Source organism: Streptomyces sp. V3I7 (genome assembly GCF_030817495.1).
In the GTDB taxonomy this organism is placed as follows: Bacteria; Actinomycetota; Actinomycetes; order Streptomycetales; family Streptomycetaceae; genus Streptomyces.
The window spans coordinates 2,381,601-2,400,036 of record NZ_JAUSZK010000001.1; the positions used below are offsets into that span (position 1 = coordinate 2,381,601).

Annotated in this window: 19 protein-coding genes and 2 pseudogenes; 5 read left to right on the forward strand and 16 right to left on the reverse strand. The window is 72.1% G+C overall.

All coding sequences use genetic code 11. The features are described from left to right. Positions 1-74 precede the first annotated feature (74 nt). Positions 75-830 (forward strand): GntR family transcriptional regulator, encoded by a 756-nt coding sequence (locus QFZ74_RS11080; RefSeq protein ID WP_307620638.1) that lies wholly within the window; start codon positions 75-77, stop codon positions 828-830. A 51-nt stretch (positions 831-881) separates the two neighbouring features. Then, positions 882-1,130, forward strand: a complete 249-nt coding sequence (locus QFZ74_RS11085) for a hypothetical protein (RefSeq protein ID WP_307620639.1) — start codon at positions 882-884, stop codon at positions 1,128-1,130. 292 nt (positions 1,131-1,422) lie between these two features. Here QFZ74_RS11085 and QFZ74_RS11090 read toward each other — a convergent pair whose 3' ends face one another. Further along, a complete protein-coding gene (locus QFZ74_RS11090) occupies positions 1,423-1,836 on the reverse strand; it encodes a hypothetical protein (RefSeq protein WP_307620640.1) in 414 nt (137 codons plus the stop codon). Between the two features lie 363 nt (positions 1,837-2,199). On the opposite strand from QFZ74_RS11090, the gene QFZ74_RS11095 reads away from it, so the two are divergent. Further along, the gene (locus QFZ74_RS11095; RefSeq protein WP_307620641.1) at positions 2,200-2,499 is read left to right on the forward strand and encodes a chaplin; all 300 of its coding nucleotides are present in this window, start codon (positions 2,200-2,202) and stop codon (positions 2,497-2,499) included. A 168-nt stretch (positions 2,500-2,667) separates the two neighbouring features. Here the strand turns inward: QFZ74_RS11095 and QFZ74_RS11100 are convergent, their stop codons facing one another. The 11 genes and pseudogenes from QFZ74_RS11100 to QFZ74_RS11150 form a co-directional block, all read right to left on the reverse strand. Then, on the reverse strand, positions 2,668-3,534 hold the full coding sequence (locus QFZ74_RS11100) for a tyrosinase family protein (protein WP_307620642.1): 867 nt from the start codon (positions 3,532-3,534) through the stop codon (positions 2,668-2,670). Then, on the reverse strand, positions 3,518-4,039 hold the full coding sequence (locus tag QFZ74_RS11105; RefSeq protein WP_307620643.1) for a tyrosinase family oxidase copper chaperone: 522 nt from the start codon (positions 4,037-4,039) through the stop codon (positions 3,518-3,520). The genes QFZ74_RS11100 and QFZ74_RS11105 overlap by 17 nt, the downstream gene beginning before the upstream one ends. A 177-nt stretch (positions 4,040-4,216) precedes the next feature. Next, positions 4,217-4,732 (reverse strand): annotated as a pseudogene (locus tag QFZ74_RS11110) (hypothetical protein). Then, positions 4,729-5,417: pseudogene (locus QFZ74_RS11115) on the reverse strand (vitamin K epoxide reductase family protein). Before QFZ74_RS11115 ends, QFZ74_RS11110 begins: the two co-directional pseudogenes overlap by 4 nt. Next, a complete protein-coding gene (locus tag QFZ74_RS11120) occupies positions 5,417-5,914 on the reverse strand; it encodes a DUF5949 family protein (protein ID WP_307620644.1) in 498 nt (165 codons plus the stop codon). Before QFZ74_RS11120 ends, QFZ74_RS11115 begins: the two are co-directional and overlap by 1 nt. 144 nt (positions 5,915-6,058) lie before the next feature. Further along, positions 6,059-6,349 (reverse strand): hypothetical protein, encoded by a 291-nt coding sequence (locus QFZ74_RS11125; protein ID WP_307620645.1) that lies wholly within the window; start codon positions 6,347-6,349, stop codon positions 6,059-6,061. A gap of 129 nt (positions 6,350-6,478) precedes the next feature. Next, on the reverse strand, positions 6,479-7,111 hold the full coding sequence (locus QFZ74_RS11130; protein ID WP_307620646.1) for a hypothetical protein: 633 nt from the start codon (positions 7,109-7,111) through the stop codon (positions 6,479-6,481). A 250-nt stretch (positions 7,112-7,361) separates the two neighbouring features. Next, positions 7,362-7,601 (reverse strand): chaplin, encoded by a 240-nt coding sequence (locus QFZ74_RS11135; protein WP_307620647.1) that lies wholly within the window; start codon positions 7,599-7,601, stop codon positions 7,362-7,364. 274 nt (positions 7,602-7,875) lie between these two features. Further along, a complete protein-coding gene (locus QFZ74_RS11140) occupies positions 7,876-8,706 on the reverse strand; it encodes a chaplin (protein WP_307624116.1) in 831 nt (276 codons plus the stop codon). A 135-nt stretch (positions 8,707-8,841) separates the two neighbouring features. Then, on the reverse strand, positions 8,842-9,096 hold the full coding sequence (locus QFZ74_RS11145) for a chaplin (RefSeq protein WP_307620648.1): 255 nt from the start codon (positions 9,094-9,096) through the stop codon (positions 8,842-8,844). A gap of 239 nt (positions 9,097-9,335) precedes the next feature. After that, a complete protein-coding gene (locus QFZ74_RS11150; protein WP_307620649.1) occupies positions 9,336-9,746 on the reverse strand; it encodes a rodlin in 411 nt (136 codons plus the stop codon). Positions 9,747-10,009: 263 nt separating this feature from the next. Between QFZ74_RS11150 and QFZ74_RS11155 the strand changes: the two genes are divergently transcribed. Together QFZ74_RS11155 and QFZ74_RS11160 are read left to right on the forward strand one after the other, a co-directional pair. Beyond that, entirely contained in the window at positions 10,010-10,420 is a 411-nt protein-coding gene (locus QFZ74_RS11155; RefSeq protein WP_307620650.1) for a rodlin, read from the forward strand. Positions 10,421-10,721: 301 nt separating this feature from the next. Continuing rightward, the gene (locus QFZ74_RS11160) at positions 10,722-11,132 is read left to right on the forward strand and encodes a rodlin (RefSeq protein WP_307620651.1); all 411 of its coding nucleotides are present in this window, start codon (positions 10,722-10,724) and stop codon (positions 11,130-11,132) included. 91 nt (positions 11,133-11,223) lie between these two features. Here the strand turns inward: QFZ74_RS11160 and QFZ74_RS11165 are convergent, their stop codons facing one another. The 4 genes from QFZ74_RS11165 to QFZ74_RS11180 form a co-directional block, all read right to left on the reverse strand. Next, positions 11,224-13,143: a long-chain fatty acid--CoA ligase gene (locus tag QFZ74_RS11165; RefSeq protein ID WP_307620652.1), complete on the reverse strand. Its 1,920-nt coding sequence runs from the start codon at positions 13,141-13,143 to the stop codon at positions 11,224-11,226. A 99-nt stretch (positions 13,144-13,242) separates the two neighbouring features. Beyond that, positions 13,243-14,109 carry an ABC transporter permease gene (locus QFZ74_RS11170; RefSeq protein ID WP_307620653.1) on the reverse strand — a complete coding sequence of 289 codons (867 nt, stop codon included), beginning with the start codon at positions 14,107-14,109 and terminating at the stop codon, positions 13,243-13,245. Continuing rightward, complete coding sequence (locus QFZ74_RS11175) at positions 14,106-16,763, reverse strand: CocE/NonD family hydrolase (RefSeq protein WP_307620654.1); 2,658 nt, start codon at positions 16,761-16,763, stop codon at positions 14,106-14,108. The genes QFZ74_RS11170 and QFZ74_RS11175 overlap by 4 nt, the downstream gene beginning before the upstream one ends. 153 nt (positions 16,764-16,916) lie before the next feature. Beyond that, positions 16,917-18,323 (reverse strand): APC family permease, encoded by a 1,407-nt coding sequence (locus QFZ74_RS11180; RefSeq protein WP_307620655.1) that lies wholly within the window; start codon positions 18,321-18,323, stop codon positions 16,917-16,919. Between the last annotated feature and the right edge of the window lie 113 nt (positions 18,324-18,436).

Below are 18,436 nucleotides of genomic sequence, written 5' to 3' on the forward strand. Positions count from 1 at the left end.
AGCCTCCGTTAACCGGCGATGACTTTGAGTGAAGCTGGTTAACCAGATTAGAGCTAGTGGACTAGATTTTCCATATGCCTGAGCAGCCGCCTTATCTCCGCATCGCTGACGAACTCCGGCGGCGGATCGCGGAGCACGTGTGGGAACCCGGGGACCGCCTGCCTTCCCGAGCCCAGATCGGCCAGGAGTGCGGGGTGGGCGAGAACGTGGTCCGTCGGGCACAGGAGCTGCTGATCTCCCAGGGCGTGCTGCAGGGCCGTGCCGGATCGGGCACTTACGTCGCCGAACCCCGGCAACGGGTCCGGGTCGTCCGGTCGTCGGCGCGAGAGCGGCCCGACGCGTCACCGTTCCGGGCGGACATGAAAGCCGTAGGGAGGCAAGGGGATTGGGAGAGCCGGACCGAGGCCAAGGTGCCGGCTCCGACAGACATCGCGGCGCGGCTCGGCATCACCGAGGGCGACCTGTGCGTCCGTACGGCGTACGAGTTCCTGGCCGACGGCAGGCCGGTGCAGCTGTCGACGAGTTGGGAACCGTACGAACTCACCGTCGGCACGCTCGTCGTTCTCCCCGAGGGAGGGCCGCACGCCGGGGCCGGTGTCGTGAACCGCATGGCCGCGATCGGAGTCACCGTCAGCCACGCCATGGAGCAGCCGGAGCCGAGGCAGGCGACCGCTGAGGAGGCGTCACTCCTCGGTATCCAGAAGGCTGCTCTCGTCACGCACATCCGGCGGACTTACTACAGCGACCAAGGGCGGCCCGTGGAGACGGCGGACATCGTGGTGCCTGCCGCCCATTGCGAGATCGTCTACGAGATCCCGATCAACCCTTAGCTAGCGCTCCCAGGGGCACTTCATGCTGGTGCCCAAGTAGGGTCCGCAGCCATGACCACTTCCCCTGATGACGTCACCGATAGAGAAGGCCTGGCAGCCTTCGTTCGTGCCTTGCAGCGCAGTCACGCCGAGCACGGAAGCTCATGGGAGAACGCGGACCTTTCGAGCTTCCTGGAGGCTTTGGCGGCCTGGATCGACGACGCGGACGGCTGGTACAGCAACACCGACCGGGAGTTGCCGCCCGGCGGTGACTGGACGTTCTTCGCCCGAGCTTTGCAAGCGGCGACCGTGTACGAGTAGGCCGAGCCGTGTCGAATGCGTGTCGAAGGCCAGTCGATGACGCGCGCGGCACGCAAAGAGAAGCAGCTCAGCAGGGGTGTGTCCCAAGATCCACCGGGCGCCTTCTAAGCGCTTGGCCGCAGGTTCGAGTCCTGCCGGGGGCGCAAGTCTCCGCCCTCGGCAGGGCGAAGCCCCGGACACCCTCTTGATGACCAAGGGCGGGCTCCGGGGCTGTCCGGCGGCCACCGGTTGTGGCACGCTAACTGGCTACTCCGAGCGTCACAGTTGGCTGGCCCGAGGAACCCGCCGCTGGTCAGCAGTTGACGGGGGGATTCCCGGAAGCGACTCGGCAGAAGTCCCACCCGAGTCCGCCGTCGACGGTGCCGGCGTTCGGGCCGACGAAGATGAAGTCGCCGTCGGGGCCGCCGAGGATCCTGCCGCTCGCCGTGGTACCGGCGTTGGCCGTGATGGAGTCGCTGCCGGCGCCGCCGTCGACGGTGCCGGCAACGATGCCGTTGATGACGATGTAGTCGCTCCCGCCCAGGCCGGCGACGCTATCGCCGAGGGCAAGGGCGCCGCAGCTGATGTAGTCGGAGCCGGCCGTACCGTTGACGGTCGTACCGGACACGGGGCGGCCGTTGACCGTACATGAAGTCAGGGCTTGTGCAGGTGTCGCGGTCAGGGCGAGGGGAGCGGCCGCGAGGGTGGCGGCGCAGAGCATACGCATCGCGTGTCTGATCATGTAATGAGTGGTTCATGGTGACTTCATGATCGCAATCCTCCACCATCGGTTACTCCGCCCTCCGGGGCAGTCTGCCGCCCGGACGGGCCTACCGCGGCCGACAGTCAGGTGATCGGGGTTGTGGCTGGTGTCCGAGGCATGGGCCAGGGGGCCATCCCGCAGGTTCCCGGGAACTGTATTTCCGCCCCCGTGTCCCACAGCTTCGTCATGCCCCCGTGTCCGCCATTCGGGAGGCGATAAGGGTGATCTCCGCATAACCGCCGTGACCAGGCACGTACGGCCGCGTTGAACGGGGAGTGCGGCGACCGGTCCGGCCGTCGCCCTCCCCCGAGCAATAAGGAGAACGTGATGTCTCGCATCGCGAAGGCAGCCGCCGTCGCCCTCGGCACCGGTGCCGTGGTGATCAGCGGGGCCGGTCTGGCTCTGGCCGACGCGGGCGCCGGGGCCGAGGCCATCGGCTCGCCCGGTGTGCTGTCGGGCAACCTGGTCGAGGTTCCCGTCCACGTGCCGGTCAACGTCTGCGGCGACACCGTCGACGTCATCGGCCTGCTGAACCCGGCCTTCGGCAACAAGTGCGAAAACAACGACAAGGACAAGCCCACCGTCCCGGGCACCCCCGGCACCCCCGGTTACGGCAGCGGCAGCTGACCGAGCGCGCGGACCGAAGAGCCCCGGCACCCCTCGTGCCGGGGCTCTCCTTGTGTCCGCCTGCCCTTGTGCCCCTGCGCCCCTGCGTCCCTGCGCCCGCCTGTGCCCTCGTGCCCGCCTGCGTCCCCGTCCGCCCGCCTGCGCGAAGGCCGTACGCTCGTCACGTCGTCACGCGTACCGGTAGATCCTGCTGACGTCCTCCAGCTCGTCCGGCGTCACGTCCCACGGCGGCAGCCGCTCGTGCCGGGCGACGATGCGCCGGTGCTGATCGCTGCCCCGGCCGGGCGGGCTCGCCGGCAGGTAGCGGTGCTCCCGGTGGCGCAGCTGCCAGCGGTGCCACTGGAGGTCCAGGAAGGCGTGGTGCAGCCAGAACACGGGGTCGTTGACGGACGCGCCGGTGAGCATCACGCCGCCGACCCAGCGGTGCACCCGGTTGTGGTTGTGCCAGGAGCGGCTGCCGTGCCCGGCGCCCCATCCCTCCAGCTTGTTGCGGAAGCCGCGGCCGACCGTCGAGTTCCAGGGAGCGACGTCGTAGACGGGGTCGTCCAGCGCCCACCGCACGTCGGCCCCGGTGGGCAGGTCGATCGGGTCGCGCCGGCGGCCGAGGTCGCGCGTGAGGAACTTCGCGTCGGTGACGCCCTCGCGGATCGTCCAGTGCCCCTCGGCGTAGGCGAAGGGCCCGGTCGTCACCTGCTGGTCGGAGCTCCGCCCGTTGCCTCCGAGCAGGTCCGCCGTCCATGGCACCGAGCGGGCCGTACGGTCCTTGGTCCAGTCCCAGTACGGCACGGTCACCGACGCGTCGACCCGGCGCAGGGCACGCTCCAGGTCCAGCAGGTACTGCCGGTGCCAGGGCAGGAACGAGGGCGTCATGTGGGCGGCGCGCAGGCGGCGGTCGCCGTCGCCGATGAAGTGGTCGACGTGGACGCGTACGAACTCGTCGTACTCGCCCCGCCGTTTGATCTCCAGCAGCGCCTTGACGAACCGCCGCCGCTCCCCGCGCGTCAGCGCGCTCACGTCCTTACGCACGTACGCCATGCGGTCCCCCCATGTGCGCGTGCGCGCCGACCGGGCCCGGGGCCATGTCGCGCAGCCGCTGCGCGGGGCCGAGCTGGTCGACGGCGGCACGGGTCGCCTCCAGCGGGGTCCGGTAGGAGCTGTAGTGGTCGAGCATGCTCAGCCAGGTCCCGTCGGCGCGGCGCATCAGGTGCAGCGGGTGACCGTCCACGGTGACGTGCCAGTCGCCCCCGTCGGCGACCCGCCCCACCGCGGGGATCGCGATCCCCTGGATACGGCGGCCGTGGTACGTCTCCTCGAAGGCGTCGCGGTCGCTCTCGCCCGCAGGCGGCTGGGGGCGGGAGGCCGCGACGACGGGGGCGAGGGCCAGGGCCGCTGCGGAGGCGAGCAGCCCCCGCCCCAGCTCCCGCCGCGTCCGCCCGTGCGGCCCGCTCGCCACCCGGCTCCCCGTCTCCCGGTTCCCCGTCTCCCGGCTCTCCGTCTCCCGGTCCGCACCGACCGGTACTCCGCCGACACTGACGGCCATGGCTCACTCCTCGTACGGTTCGGTTGTCCGCAGCGGTAACCGCCCGAGCGGGCACATGGTTACCGACGCGCGGCCATACGGCGGTGAGCGCGGCGACGACGCCGACGGCACCGGGGCGTCCACGACGCCCCGGTCCGCTCGGGTTCCGCTGCCGAATTCCCTTGTCCGGGTACGGGGTTACAGGCCTGGGCCCATTCCCAGGTTCGCGCCGGAGACCGTGCGCAGGGCCGGGGTGAGCACGCCCACCTGGGGGAGCCGCGGGTCGGGCAGGCCGAAGTGGTCGGGGTTCGGCGCGGTCAGCGGGGCGTCGGCCGTGAGGCCGGGGGCGAGGGCGTCGAGGCCGGCGGCGGGGGCGTCGACGCCCACGTGGTCGAAGCCCTGACCGACGGCGTGCGGCACGGGCGCGCGCAGGCCGGCGCCGGGCAGGCCGCCGTTGAGCGGCAGTTGGGGCACCACGCAGTCCGGCAGGAGCCGGCCCTCGACCTACCGCGGCCCCTCAAGCGCGCCCGGCGCCGGAACCGGCAGTTCCCCGCCGACCGTGGGCAGTTCGACGTTGAGGGATTTCTCGACGCCGTCCAGCGGGACGGGGACGGGAACCGCCCCGATCGCGGCGGCGGGGGTCGCGGCGGCTCCGACGGCGGCGGCGACGCCGGTGACGATGGCGGCGAGGGTTCCTCGGGTGCTGGGCTTCATGTCAGGTCCGGTCCTTTTCGCGGTACGGGAGATGCGTCCTCCGTACCGACCAACGAGCCGGGAAACGACACCAGTGCGGGATTCCCCCGGACGCGGCAATAGTCAGCTCGTCCAGAAGTCCCACCACGGGTGAGAATCAGAACGCCGACGACCGCGAGGTGCAACAGCGGCAGCACCCAGGTGAACTCGTCGAGGAACGACACCGCCCGGCGCGGCGCGGGCAGGAAGCGGTTCCGTACGACGCTCGACGCGACGTACCAGAACATCAGGATCGTCGCCGCCCAGGCCAGACAGCACCACAGGCACAGCGCGCCGATCCGGTACAGCGACTCGAACGGGAGCCAGGTCACGAACCCGACGCCGAACAGGCACCCGGCCTCCAGGCCGAGCCAGTACCAGCCGGTGAACCGCGCGCCCGCCAGCAGGCTCACGCCGACGCAGGCCACGGCGGAGTAGGCGACGAGGCCCAGCATCGGGTTGGGGAACCGAAGACCCGGGCCTGGTCGCTCTTCATCACGCTGCCGCAGGACACCACCGGGTTCAGGCTGCAGCCCGGGGTGAAGCCCGGGTCCTGGAGCAGTCTGAACTCGTCGAGGGTGATGACCCAGGACGCCGGCAGGCCGGCCGCCGCGGTGAGCACCAGCAGGAGCGCGAACGCCCGGCTGCCGCCTGCGGTCCTGGCCATCAGCCGCGCAGGCTGCGGGCGGGCAGGAGGACGTGCGCGGCGGCGTTCAGGGTCTCGTCGGCGCCGGCGAAGGCGGCGAGCGCGGGCGGGTCGACCGGGGTGCCCGGACGGCCCTCGGGCCAGGGGCGGGCAGTGAACAAGAGGTAGGCGCAGCCGCGTTGCCGCACCGCCGCGAGCCACTCCGGCGGGGCGGGGCACTGCGCGTTGAGCGGCGGCATGGTGACGACGGCCTGGCCGCCCTCTACGAGCAGGGTGATCGGCAGGCTGGGCCTGGTGGTGCCGTCGACGAGCTTTCCGAGCGGCAGCCCGTTGTCCCTCAGCAGTCGCTGGACGGCGGCGGCCGTCATGCCGGGACCGCCCTCGGCGTCCCCCAGGGAGTAGGCCAGCAGGTACGGCATGTCGGCCCCGTCGGAGGCCTCGCCGCTCCAGGCCAGCATGACGATCGTGCCGAGTTCGGCCGCGCGGAAGGGGTGCGTTGGGCTTGGGGTTGAGGTCACCGCGCGACCTTATCGACGGGCCCGCGCGCGGCCGGGCGCGCTCTCACCCGACCGGCGGATACCGCGGGGGGTGCTCCACACGAACGAGGGACGCCTCACGACGTCCCTCGAACACCACGCACGCGGCCGGGTGCCGGCCGCCGGTCAGCTCTGCAGCGGCAGGCCGCCCAGCAACGGGTTGTGCTGGTTGAGCGCGGTGGTCGCGCCCTTGACGGTGTTGAGCACGGAGTCCTTGTTCTCGGTGTCGAGAGCATTGGACTGGTGCTGGAGCGGCATCACGTCGTCCACCTGGAGGGGGTGCGCGGCGAGCGTGTCGACGGCGCCGTTGAGGCTGGTGGGCGGGAGGTCGGAGGCGGTCTGGGCGAACGCGGGCGCGGCCATGCCGGCGAGGGCCACGGAACCGGCGACGACTACGACGGCCTTCAGGGACTTCATCGTGTTCCTTTCTCAGGCAACTCGCGTCACCTCAGGGAATTCTGACGCTCTGTCCAACGAGTCCCGGCCGGGCCGGAAACCCCGCCGCCACAAGACATATGAGATCCCACGCAGAGGGAGCGCCTCGGGTCACCCGCTCGACGCCGACAGGTCCGCCAGGGCCGGCTCGGGCAGGCCGCCGCCGAGCAGCGTCGCGGCGACGAGGTCGACCAGGCCGGTCACCACGCCGGTGGCGGTGGGGAGCACCAGACCGGTGTCTCCGGAGGTGACGGCCTGCAGCAGGCTCTCGACCGACTTCTGCAGGTCGGCGAGCACGTCGCCCTGGAGGTCCCCGGCCGCGGGCGCCTTCGCGTCGCCCTGCCCGGGCAGCGAGCCCGCGCCGGTCGCCGGTGCGGCCTCGACGGCCGACATGGACGGCGGGGTGATGGCGGACGTCTCGGGCGCGGCCGGGGGCGCCGCGGTGATCTTCTCGATGGCCGTCTTCACGGCGTCGACGAACTTCTGGGCGGCGGCGGGGGCGAGTTGGCCGTTCTTGAGTGCCTGGTCGAGGAGGTCGGTGACCGGCTGGAGCACGGTCCCGAGAGCGCCCAGGGTGGCGACCTGGGCGAGCAGCGCGTCCGCGCCGGGAACGGGCGCACGGGATGCCGCGTGCGTGCGCTCCCGGGCCGAGTCGGCTGCGACGGCGGCCGGGACGGCGGCGCCGACGAGGACGGTGGCACAGAGAGCGGTGGACGCGAGACGCCCCGCGGGCAGACCACGCATGGGGGGTGTTCCTTTCGATGTGCGTCGGATCGTGATGCCCACCGTGGGATCGCCCGTCGCCCCCTGCAACCGCTCCGGCACCCCACGCGACCGGCCGCCCGTCGTTCGGGCGGCATCGTCCCTGGTGGGGCCGCCTGTCAAGGACGCCGCGCCGGGATGCGCCCGCCGTCGCCCGTTCGGCGGAACGCGAACCGGCCGCCCTCCCGCGGGAAACCGCGGGGGACGGCCGGTGGGGGATCCGCTGCGCCGGTCAGTAGTTGCCGCAGGGGTTGCCGAACGCCGGGTTCAGCAGCGCGATGACGTTGACGGTGTTGCCACAGACGTTGACCGGCACGTGGACCGGGACCTGGGCGACGTTGCCCGACGCAACGCCCGGGGATTGGGCGGCGCCGCCGTACGCGCCACTGTCGGCGGCGGCGGCACCGGCACCGCCGGCTACGGCCGCGACGGCAACGGTGGTCAGGGCCAGGCCCTTGGCGATACGCGACATGGAGAAGTGCTCCTTGGGGGTCGGTCGGTCGAGAGGAACATCCGGGCGGTGATGCCCGGCGCTGTGTCAACGCGCTGTACCGCCGGGGGTTGTGCCGCCAAAGGAGTGATCTCCGGTCGGACCGGGCTGTGACCAGCACGAACGGCAGGGGCACGGTGGGCCCCCGGATCGCGCATGCCCCTGACAGGGAGCTGCCGGTGCGGAGGGAGAGGTCCGCACCGGCGGGGTGCTTCGGTACATGGGTGCCGGGCGTTGCCGTCCGGCACCCGGTGGGTCACCTGTGGGAGCCGGCTCGGCCTCGGCGGTACAGGATCGTGCCGCCCGCGATCAGTGCGGCGCTGAGCGCGGAGGCCGCCAGCATCGCCTCGCTGCTGCTGCCGGTGTGCGGCAGGGTCGGCGGGTGGTGCCACGGGGGTGCCGAGGTGGGCGGCGCCGTCGTCGGTGGCGTCGTGGGCGGCCTCGTCGTGGGTGGCGGCGTGGTGGGGGGCTTCGTCGTCGGCGGCTTCGTCGGCGGCGGAGGTGTCGTCGGCGGCGGAGGTGTCGTCGGCGGCTTCGTCGTCGGCGGCTTCGTCGTCGGCGGCTTCGTGGTCGGCGGGGGGCTGGTGGGCGGCGGCGTCGTGCAGTCGTTGCCGTAGGCGGGGTTGAGCGCGCCGACGACGTCCACCGAGTTGCCGCAGACGTTCACCGGTACGTGGACGGGGACCTGCACGCTGTTGCCGGAGCCGATGCCGGGCGAGCCCGTCGCCTGGCCGGACGCCGAGGCGCCCGAGGAGCCGGTGGCGGTGCCGGCGGACGGCGTCTCGTGCGACCGGCTGCGCGGGCCGCCGCCGCTGCCGTGGCTCGCACCGCCGTGACGCGGGGTGCTCGCGGCGCTCTGCGGCGAACCGGAGCTATTGGCACAGGAGTTGCCGAACGCCGGGTTGAGCGCGGCGGCCACGTCGACGGTGTTGCCGCAGGCGTTCACCGGCACGTTCACCGGCACCTGAACATTGTTGCCCGACGCCACGCCGGGCGACCCCACGGCCGCTCCGTCCGCGTTCGAGTCGGCGAGCGCGGTACTGCCGTAGAGGGACAGAATGCTCGTCGCGGCGGCGGCCACGACCACTCCCCTGCTCAGGGTCTGTCGCAATCTCGTTGTCTTCCTGCTTGAAGAAGTGGGGAGGCCGGCCCCGGAGCGAAGAATCGAATCGACGGTCCGAGGCCGGCCTGGCACAGCCAGAGGCTGCGGTGTGTCGCGCCGTCAGCCGTTGTTGGCGCAGGCGTTGCCACCGGCGGGGTTCAGCAGACCGATGATGTCCACCGTGAGGCCGCAGGCGTTGACGGGAATGTGCACGGGGACCTGGACGACGTTGCCGGACAGCACACCCGGGTTACCGACAGCGGCACCCGAGGCGTCGCCGTCCGCGAAGGCCGGGGCGGCCATACCGAGAGCCAGAATCGCACCCGCGACGACGGCAGCGGTCTTCTTCATGAACTTTCCCTTCTCCGCGGTCATGCCTTGATGACGGCCGAAACCGAGCGGGAGCCTTGGACGCCCGCACCATGACCGACAGCTGTAAAACGAGGAATAGACCGCGGAGGAAACTACAGAACGCGAGCCGCGGGGTAATTCACTCGAACGCCTTCACAGAATTAACACGCAGGAAGGAGCGATTCACCCGGACGCAGAAGACCGCCCGGGCGGTGGTGCATGAAACACCACGCACGCCGGGCGGCCTTTACGGAGAATTCGGATCAGCTGTTGCCGGTTCCGTTGCCGGACAGCGCCGAGATGTCGTCCAGGACGTGCGAGACCGGCTCGTCGCCCTTGGCCTGCGTGGAGTTCTCGGCGCACTGCTGGGTCTGCGGCGACGACAGGACGGGGATGTCCTGGACGGCGATCGGGATCGCGCCGAGGACCGAGCCCACGTTGGCCTTGATCGGCGCCCCGACGCACAGCTTGTTCAGCGAGCCCTGGACCAAGGTGGCCTGGGGGCTCATGGAGCCGGACGTGGCCGCATTGCCGAACGACTCGGCGGCACCGACGCCGCTGGCGGAGGAGGTGCCCTGGTCGTTGCCGGTGGCAAGCGCCTGCGGGGCGACCGCCGCCGACGCACCGACGACGGACACGGCGACCGCCGCCACGGCCATTGCCTTCTTCAGCATTTCGCTTTCCTTTCCTGGCTCCCAGCCAAGATGCATGCATGTTCCTGCTGCCCCATCAACCCGATCCACTCCGAATGGTTGCGGCGCGTCACTCGTTCGGATCGTGCAGTCACCGGAAAACCACGGAAATCCCGGGCTCTTACGGCGATCACCGTCAAGGCCGGTATGTGCGCCATTGGAGTGAACGACAGGAACCGAACCGGCCGCGGGCAGTTGAAACAGGACGCTCCGGTGGACGGGGTTTCTCCAGAAGGGAATCGCAAGTGATCAAGAAGGTTCTGGCTTCCGCCACGATCGCCGCCTCCGTCGTCGGTGTCTCGGCCGCGGCCGCCCCGCAGGCGCTGGCCACCGGCAACGACCAGGGCACCAGCTCCGCGAGCGGTGTCGGTGCCAGCCAGGCGTTCGGCAACTCCTACACGACCGGCAACATGAGCCCGCAGATGGCGCTCATCCAGGGCTCCTTCAACAAGCCCTGCATCGGTCTGCCGGCCAAGGCCAACCTGGGCTCGCTCGTCGGCGCGATCCCGGTCGCCGTCCAGGACGTCCCGGTGCTGTCCTCCCCGCAGACCCAGCAGTGTGTCGAGAACTCGACGCAGGCCAAGGGCGACGAGGCGCTGTCGCACATCCTCCAGGACATCCCGATCCTGTCGGCGAACGGCACCGGCAACAAGTGACCTGACCGGCCCCCCGGGCCGGCCTGTCCCGGACCTCTTCCCGGGCTTCATCCAGCGGGCCGCCGATCCGATCGGCGGCCCGCTGGGCTGCGTTCGGAGGGCCGACGCCCCTCCCCCTCCGGAGCCGCGCGGCTCCCGCTCCGGCCCCGTTCGGGAGCCGTTCCCCAACACCCAAGGGGCGCTTGTGACTTCATCCGACTGCGCTGGGCCGATCGGGTCACACGCCGCAACCCGGGGCGGGTCGAAACCGTTGACGATCATGCAACTCCCCCACGGAGTCCGCCATTCGAAGGGAACGAACATGAAGAAGCTGTGGGCAACCGCCGCTGTCGCCGCCTCGGTCGCCGGCCTCACGGCCGCGGCCGCCCCGCAGGCGCTCGCCACCGGTAACGACAACGGCACGTCCTCCGCCAGCGGCGTGAACGCCACGTCGGAGTTCGGCAACTCGGCCACCTCCGGTGACATGAGCCCCCAGCTGTCGCTGGTCCAGGGCTCGCTGAACAAGCCCTGCGTCGGCCTGCCGGCCAAGGCGAACGTCGGCTCGGTCGTCGGCCTGCTCGTCCCGGTCGCCGTCCAGGACATCCCGGTCCTGTCCTCGCCGCAGACCCAGCAGTGCACCGAGAACTCCACCCAGGCCAAGGGCGACGAGCCGCTCTCGCACATCCTGGACGACATCTCGGCGCTGTCTGCCAACGGCAACGGCAACAGCTGAGTCCTCCCGCGCTTGCCGCAGCACGGCGGGTCACCGGTTTCCCGGTGACCCGCCGTCGCGTTGTGCCGCCGTACACCGGCTCCGTCGTATGTCAGCGCCGGTACAGTTCCTCGATCTCCCGCGCGTACGCCGCCGTCACCGCGTGCCGCTTGACCTTGAGCGAGGGCGTGAGCAGCCCGTTGTCCTCGGTGAACTCCCCCTCGACCAGGACGAAGTCCCGGATCGACTCGGCGCGCGAGACGGCCGCGTTGGCATGGTCGACGGCGCGCTGCACCTCGGCGCGCAACCGCGGGTCCCCCACGAGCTCGGCCATCGGGGTGTCGGCGGGCAGCTTGCGGACGGCGAGCCAGTGGGCGACCGCCTCGGGGTCCAGGGTGATCAGGGCGGCGACGTAGGGGCGGTTGTCGCCGACGACGAGGCACTGGCCGACCGGGGCGCGGCTGCGCAGCCGGTCCTCCAGGACGGCGGGGGCGACGTTCTTGCCGCCGGAGGTGACGAGGATGTCCTTCTTGCGGCCGGTGATCGTGAGGTAGCCGTCGGCGTCGAGGGAGCCGAGGTCGCCACTGGCGAACCACGCGTCCCTGAGCACCGCGTCCGTCGCGGCCGGGTTGTTCCAGTACGCCCCGAAGACGAGCCCGCCCTTGATGAGCACCTCGCCGTCGTCGGCGATGCGGACGGCCGCGCCGGGGACGGGCTGGCCGACCGTGCCGGGGCGGGGTTTCAGCGGGGGGACCACGGTGGCGGCGGCGGTGGTCTCGGTGAGGCCGTAGCCCTCGTAGACGATGATTCCGGCGGCGTAGAAGAAGAGGTTGAGGTCGCGATCGAGCGGGGAGCCGCCGCTGATGGCGTAGCGCATGCGGCCGCCGAGTTCCCTGCGGATACGCCGGTAGACCAGCAGGTCGTACAGGGCCCAGGCGGCGTACAGGCCGGGGCCGGGGCCCTTGCCGGTGCCCAGGAACTTGCGCAGGTAGGCCTCGCCGAAGCGGACCGCGACGCGCTCGGCGCGGTCGAAGGAGGCGCCGCGGCCGATCTTCTCGGCGGTCGCGCGCCCGGTGTCGTGGATCCTCTCGAAGAGGTACGGCACCCCGACCAGGAAGGTCGGCCGGAACTCCCTTAGCGCTGGCCGCAGTTCGTCGGGCGTGACGCTGGGGAAGTGGCCGGTCTCGATGCGGGCCATCAGGCAGGCGATCTGGAGGGTGCGGCCCATGATGTGGGCGAGCGGCAGGAACAGCAGGGTCGACGCGGTCTGGCCGGTGACCGCCTTGAAGACGGGGTGGAGCAGTTCGACCGTGTTGGCCGCCTCGGCGTGCAGGTTGCCGTGGGTGAGGACGCAGCCCTTGGGGCGGCCGGTGGTGCCGGAGGTGTAGCAGATCGTGGCGATGGTGCCCGGGGTCAGGGCGGCACGGCGCCGGGTGACCTCCTCGTCGGAGATCTCCCGGCCGAGCTCGGTGAGTTCGGCGAGGGCGCCCTCGTCGAGGGTCCACACGCGCGGGCGTTCGGGGTGGCTCGCGGTGCTGGCGGTGACCGTGGCGGTGTGCTCGGCGGTCTCGGTGACGACGTACCGGGCGCCGGAGTCGCGGACGATCCACTCCACCTGCTCGGCGGAGGAGGTGGCGTAGACGGGCACGGTCCGGCCGCCGGCCGCCCAGATCGCGAAGTCGAGGACGGTCCACTCGTAGCGGGTGCGGGACATGAGCGCGACGCGGCCGCCCGCTTCGAGGCCGACCGCGATCAGGCCCTTGGCGGCGGCCAGGACGTCGGCGGCGAAGGCGGCCGCGGTGACCGGCCGCCAGGTGCCGCCCTCGCGGCGGCGCAGGACCACCGTATCCGGGGCCTCGGCGGCGTTGGTGAAGGGCAGGTCGGCCATGGAGCCCTTCGCCGGGGCCGGGACGAGGGCCGGGGTACGGGCCTCGCGCACGACGCCGTACTCGTCCCTGAGGGTCTCCACCCGGACGCGGGCCGCCAGGTCGGCGCGCTGTGCGGCCCGCTTCAGATCCCTGCGTACGCCCATGACGGCTCCCGGTCGTGGCTGACGGTGACGTACTGCCCGGGAGGCCAACCTACTCACGCGTAGGCGTGGGTCAATGGATCCGACAGCGCCACCGGTGTCTCAGGAGACGATGTCCTTGCGGGCGAAGCCCCTGAAGGCCAGGGCGAACAGCACGAGCGCGTACGTCACCGAGACCGAGGTGCCCTGGATCATGCCGGACCACTCGGGGTGCGGCTGTACGGCGTCGGCCCAGGCGAACTGCCAGTGCGCGGGCAGGAAGTCGCGCCAGTCGCCGAGGGCGGTGACGGCGTCCAGGACGTTGCCGACGATGGTCAGACCGACCGCTCCGCCGACCGCGCCGAGCGGGGCGTCGGTCCTGGTCGACAGCCAGAACGCCAGAGCGGCGGTGACCAGTTGGGACACGAAGACGTACGCCGTGATCACCACGAGCCGCTGGGCGGCGGTGCCCGCGTCGAGCGCGCCGCCGGTGGGGATCTGCAGCGGGCCCCAGCCGTAGGCGGCCGTGCCGACGGCGAGCGCGACGAGCGGCAGCAGCACCATCGCGGCCAGGCTGAGCCCGAGCCCCACGGTGAGCTTGGACCACAGCAGCCGGGCCCGGGGCACGGGCGCGGCCAGCAGATAGCGCAGGGAGGACCAGCCGGCCTCGGAGGCCACCGTGTCCCCGCAGAACAGGGCGATGGGGATGACGAGGAGGAAGCCCGCCGACACGAACAGGTTCACCGCGGCGAAGTTGGCGCCGGACGCGGTGGCCGTGTCCAAGAGCGTGATGCGGTTGTTGCGGCCACCCGGGTCGCCGCCGATCGCGAAGGCGAGAAGCAGCACGAAGGGCAGGGCGGTGAGGATCGCGCCCATGACCAGCGTGCGGCGGCGCTTCAGCTGGCGGGCCAGCTCGACCCGCAGCGGCAGGGTGTGTCCGGGCCGGTAGCCGGGGGCCACCTCCGCCGAGGGCTCGGCGAGGGTGCTCATGCGGAACCTCCGATCAGGGTGAGGAAGGCGTCCTCGAGCCGGCGGTGCGGGCCGACCGACTCCACGGACACGTCCAGCCGGACGAGTTCGGCGACCAGGCGCGGAGTGCTGCCGCCGGGGTCGAGGCGGACGAGGAGCCCGTCCGGCGTGCGGACGGCGGAGGCGACGCCGGGCAGGGCGGCCACCTTCTCGACGACCGGGTCCTCCAGGGGCGCGGCGGCGGTGACGAGCAGCGTGTCGCCGGAGCCCACGATCTCGCCCACCGGGCCCGCCTGGACCAGTCGGCCGCGGTCCATCACCACGAGGTGGGTGCAGGACTGCTCGACCTCGGCCAGCAGGTGGCTGGAGACGATCACCGTGCGGCCGCCGGCGGCGTACCGGATCATCACCTCGCGCATCTCGCGGATCTGGGGCGGGTCGAGGCCGTTGGTCGGCTCGTCGAGGATGAGGAGGTCGGGCAGGCCGAGCATGGCCTGGGCGAGGGCGAGGCGCTGGCGCATGCCCTGGGAGTAGGTGCGCACCGCGCGGGCGAGCGCGTCGCCGAGGCCCGCGATCCGCAGGGCCTCGTCGAGGTGGGCGTCCTCGGCCGGGCGGCCGGTGGCCCGCCAGTACAGCTCCAGGTTCTCCAGGCCGGAGAGGTGCGGCAGGAAGCCCGCGCCCTCCACGAAGGCGCCGACCCGCGACAGCACGGGCGCGCCCGGCCGGACGGCGTGGCCGAAGACGCGGATCTCGCCCTCGTCCGGCGTGATGAGCCCCATCAGCATGCGCAGGGTCGTCGTCTTGCCCGCGCCGTTCGGCCCGAGCAGGCCGAGCACCTGCCCCTTGTCCACCTGGAAGGACAGTTCCCGGACCGCATACCGGTCCGCCGACCTCGCGTACCGCTTGCTCAGGTCCGTGATCTGGAGGGGGACGTCGGCGAGGGCCGGGTCGGGCGCGGGGTGCGCGGTGCGGCGGCGGCCGGTCAGCAGCAGGGCCAGGGCGACCAGCGCGCCCGCGAGGGGCAGCCACCACACCCAGGCGGGCAGCGTCGGCGGCGCGGTCGTCACACCGGGGGCGGTCGGCACGTGCAGGTCGCCCTTCAGGGAGACGGTGTACGTCGCCGGGGACGCCGGGGAGGCGTAGCCGAGGTCGGTGGAGGCGAGGACCAGGCGGAGCCGGTGGCCCTTCTGGACCTGGTGGTCGACCGGCGGGAGCGTGACCGTGACGTCCTTGCCGGAGCCGGATCCCGCACCCTCGACCCGCAGGGGCGTGACCAGTTGGGAGGGCAGCACCTGCCGGCGTCCGCCGGGCCCGACGTCGTACACCTTCGCGAAGAGGACGGCGTCCTCGCTCGTCGACCGTACGTGCGCGGTCGCCGTGGGGGAGCCGGTGATGCGCAGGTCGCGGCGCATGGGCGCGGAGTCGAAGCGGGCGTACTGGCCGGGGAAGTCGAAGGACACCCCGACGCCGAGCGCGGACATCTGGCCGAGGCCGCCGCCGTCGAGGCCGGGCAGGGCGGAGAGGGCGGGCGGGCTGGCGCCGGCCGGGTTGGTGACGCGCTGCTCGCCGCCGCGCAGCGCGACCGGGCGCGGGTGGCCGTCGAGTCCCGGGTACGTTCCCGAGCTCGCGCCCCGCAACCGGGCCGCGCCGTCGGTGGAGTCGACGCCTCCGGTGCGGGTGACGCGGAAGGCGGGGCCGGTGTCGGCGGACCGGTCGCCCTTGAGGTAGCGGTCGAACCAGGCCGTCACGCGGGCCTGGACACGCGCCGTCTCCATGTCGCCGCCGTCGTGTCCGCCCGCGATCCAGTCGACGTCGACCGGGGCGCCGTTCGCCCGGATCGCCTTCTCGGCGGCGTCGGAGTGGGCGAGGGTGAACAGGGAGTCGGTCTGGCCCTGGAACAGCAGCGTGGGGACCTTGATGCGGTCGGCGACGGCGACCGGTGAGCGCTCCTGGAGCAGCTTGCGCGCGGCCGCGTCCGGCTTGCCGGCCGTGGCGACCCGGTCGTACATCCGGCACAGCGCGGGCTCGAACTCCTCGCAGCCGCCGCCGGTGTTGTAGAAGAGTCCGGCCCACAGCCGCTTGAACACCCCGCCCGGGAAGAGGGCGTCGGCGAGGTTCCAGTAGGTGATCGCCGGGGCGATGGCGTCCACCCGGTGGTCGTACCCGGCGGTGAGCAGGGAGACCGCGCCGCCGTAGGAGGCGCCGGCCATGCCCACGCGCGGGTCGCCGGGCCCGTCGAGCTCGACCTGGGGCTGCTGGGCGAGCCAGTCCACCAGCCGTGTGGCGTCGGCCACTTCACCGCGGGGGTCGTTCAGCCCGATCGGGCCGGTCGAGCCGCCGAAGCCGCGCGCGGACCAGGTCAGGACGGCGTATCCGTGCCGGGCGAGGTCCTCGGCCTGCTGCCGCAGGTCCGCCTTGCTGCCGCCGAAGCCGTGCGCCAGCAGGACGGCGGGGCGTCTGCCCGGGGCCGTGGAGGTGAAGTAGGAGGTGTCGACGCGCACTCCGCCGCCCATGGCCATGACCTGGTCGGTCCGGCGCACCTGGGGTACGTCGTCGGAGGCGACGGCCGTCGTCCACGTACCCGCACCGGCGAGCACGACGACGGCGGCCGCGGCGGCCACTATCCGCCGCGGCCCCCGAAACAGCCTCCGCAGTCCGGCGGTTCGAAGATCCATGTCCCCCACCGTACGGGTCACCCTCGCCGACCCGAAGCGCCTGCGAGGCTGAACCTCCGCCCCTCCCGAGGGAGTACGGGCCCGGTGCGGCATACCGCGGCCGTGGTACGGAGGCTGACGTTCCGTCGTCGGCGGGCGTCGTGCTGCCGTGTGTCAGGCCCGCGCGTCCTCCGGGATGGAGACCAGCCAGTGGGTGGCGTGGCGGGGGCGGAGGTAGAGGGCCCAGTAGAGGGTGGCGACGGCGGTGATGCCGCCGGTCCACAGCAGGTAGCTCATCTCCTGCTGGCTGAGGATGTAGGCCAGGACGGCGATGAGCAGCACCGGCATGGCGGGCCACAGGGGCATGCGCCAGGCGGGCGTCTCGCGGTGGGCGCCGCGGCGGGCGAGCAGGGCGGCGACCGCGACGAGCAGGTACATGGCGGTCACCGAGACGCCGGTGACGCCGTACAGGGTGTCCAGGTTGACGAAGCAGAGCAGGGCGCCGGGGACGCCGACCGCGAGGGTGGCGACCCACGGGGAGCCGAAGCGGCCGAGCTTGGCGAAGAGCTGGTTGACCGGCTCGGGCCAGGCCTTGTCGCGGGCCGAGGCGAACAGGACGCGGGAGTTCTGGATGACCATCACGATGCCCGCGTTGACGATCGCGAGGGCCACGCAGAGGCTGACGAAGGTACCGACGGCGGTGTTCGACCAGGCGGTGACCATGGAGCTGATGTCGCCGCCGGTCAGCTCCTTCAGGTCCGAGGCGCCCAGGGTGATGGCGACGACCGGCACCAGGATGATCACGGAGGAGATGGCGAGGGTGGCCAGGACCGTGCGGGCGACGGTGCGGCGCGGGTTCTCCAGTTCCTCGGAGAGGTAGACGGCCGTGGAGAAGCCCTGGGTGACGAAGAGGGCGATGGCGAGGCCGGAGACGACGAGCATGCCGGTCACGGTGTCCGTGTGGTGGCCGGTTCCCGCGACCTGCATCGACAGCAGGCTGCCCGGGCCGCGGTGGCTGTGCGTGAAGCCGAGCAGGGCGACGACCGCGGCGGCGATGACCTCCAGCACCAGGAAGACGCCGGTGATCCAGGCGTTGGCGCGCAGGTCGAGCAGGCCGGCGAGGGTGGCGAGCAGCATCACGCCGGCGCCGGCCATCGCCGGGTCGAGGTGGACGAGCGGCGCGAGGTAGTCGGCGGTGCCCATCGCGATGACCGGCGGCACGATCAGCACCACCAGCAGGGACAGCACGAAGACGAGCCAGCCCGCCAGCCGTCCGGCGAGCGTCGACACCATGGCGTACTCGCCGCCCGCGCTGGGGATGAGCGTGCCGAGCTCCGAGTAGCAGAACGCCACCGCGATGCAGAGCAGGGAGCCGATGGCGATGGTGAGGGCGGTGGCGGTGCCGAGCGAGCCGAACAGGTCGGGGACCACGACGAACAGCGTGGAGGCCGGTGTCACGCACGACAGGGTCAGCAGGGTCCCGCCGACCACTCCGATGGAGCGCTTGAGCGTCTGGGGGCGGTCCGAGGTCCCCTCGGGGACGGGGTCGGCGGCCGGGGCTGAGCGGAGCGTGTCGGTCATACGGGGGTCCGATCGACTCGTGCGGTGATGGCTCGTACGGGAGCGCTATCGCCTCCGGAAGGCTCGTGGCGTACGTCTCTCTCGCTCCCAGGCGCTGCATCGAACACCGACGA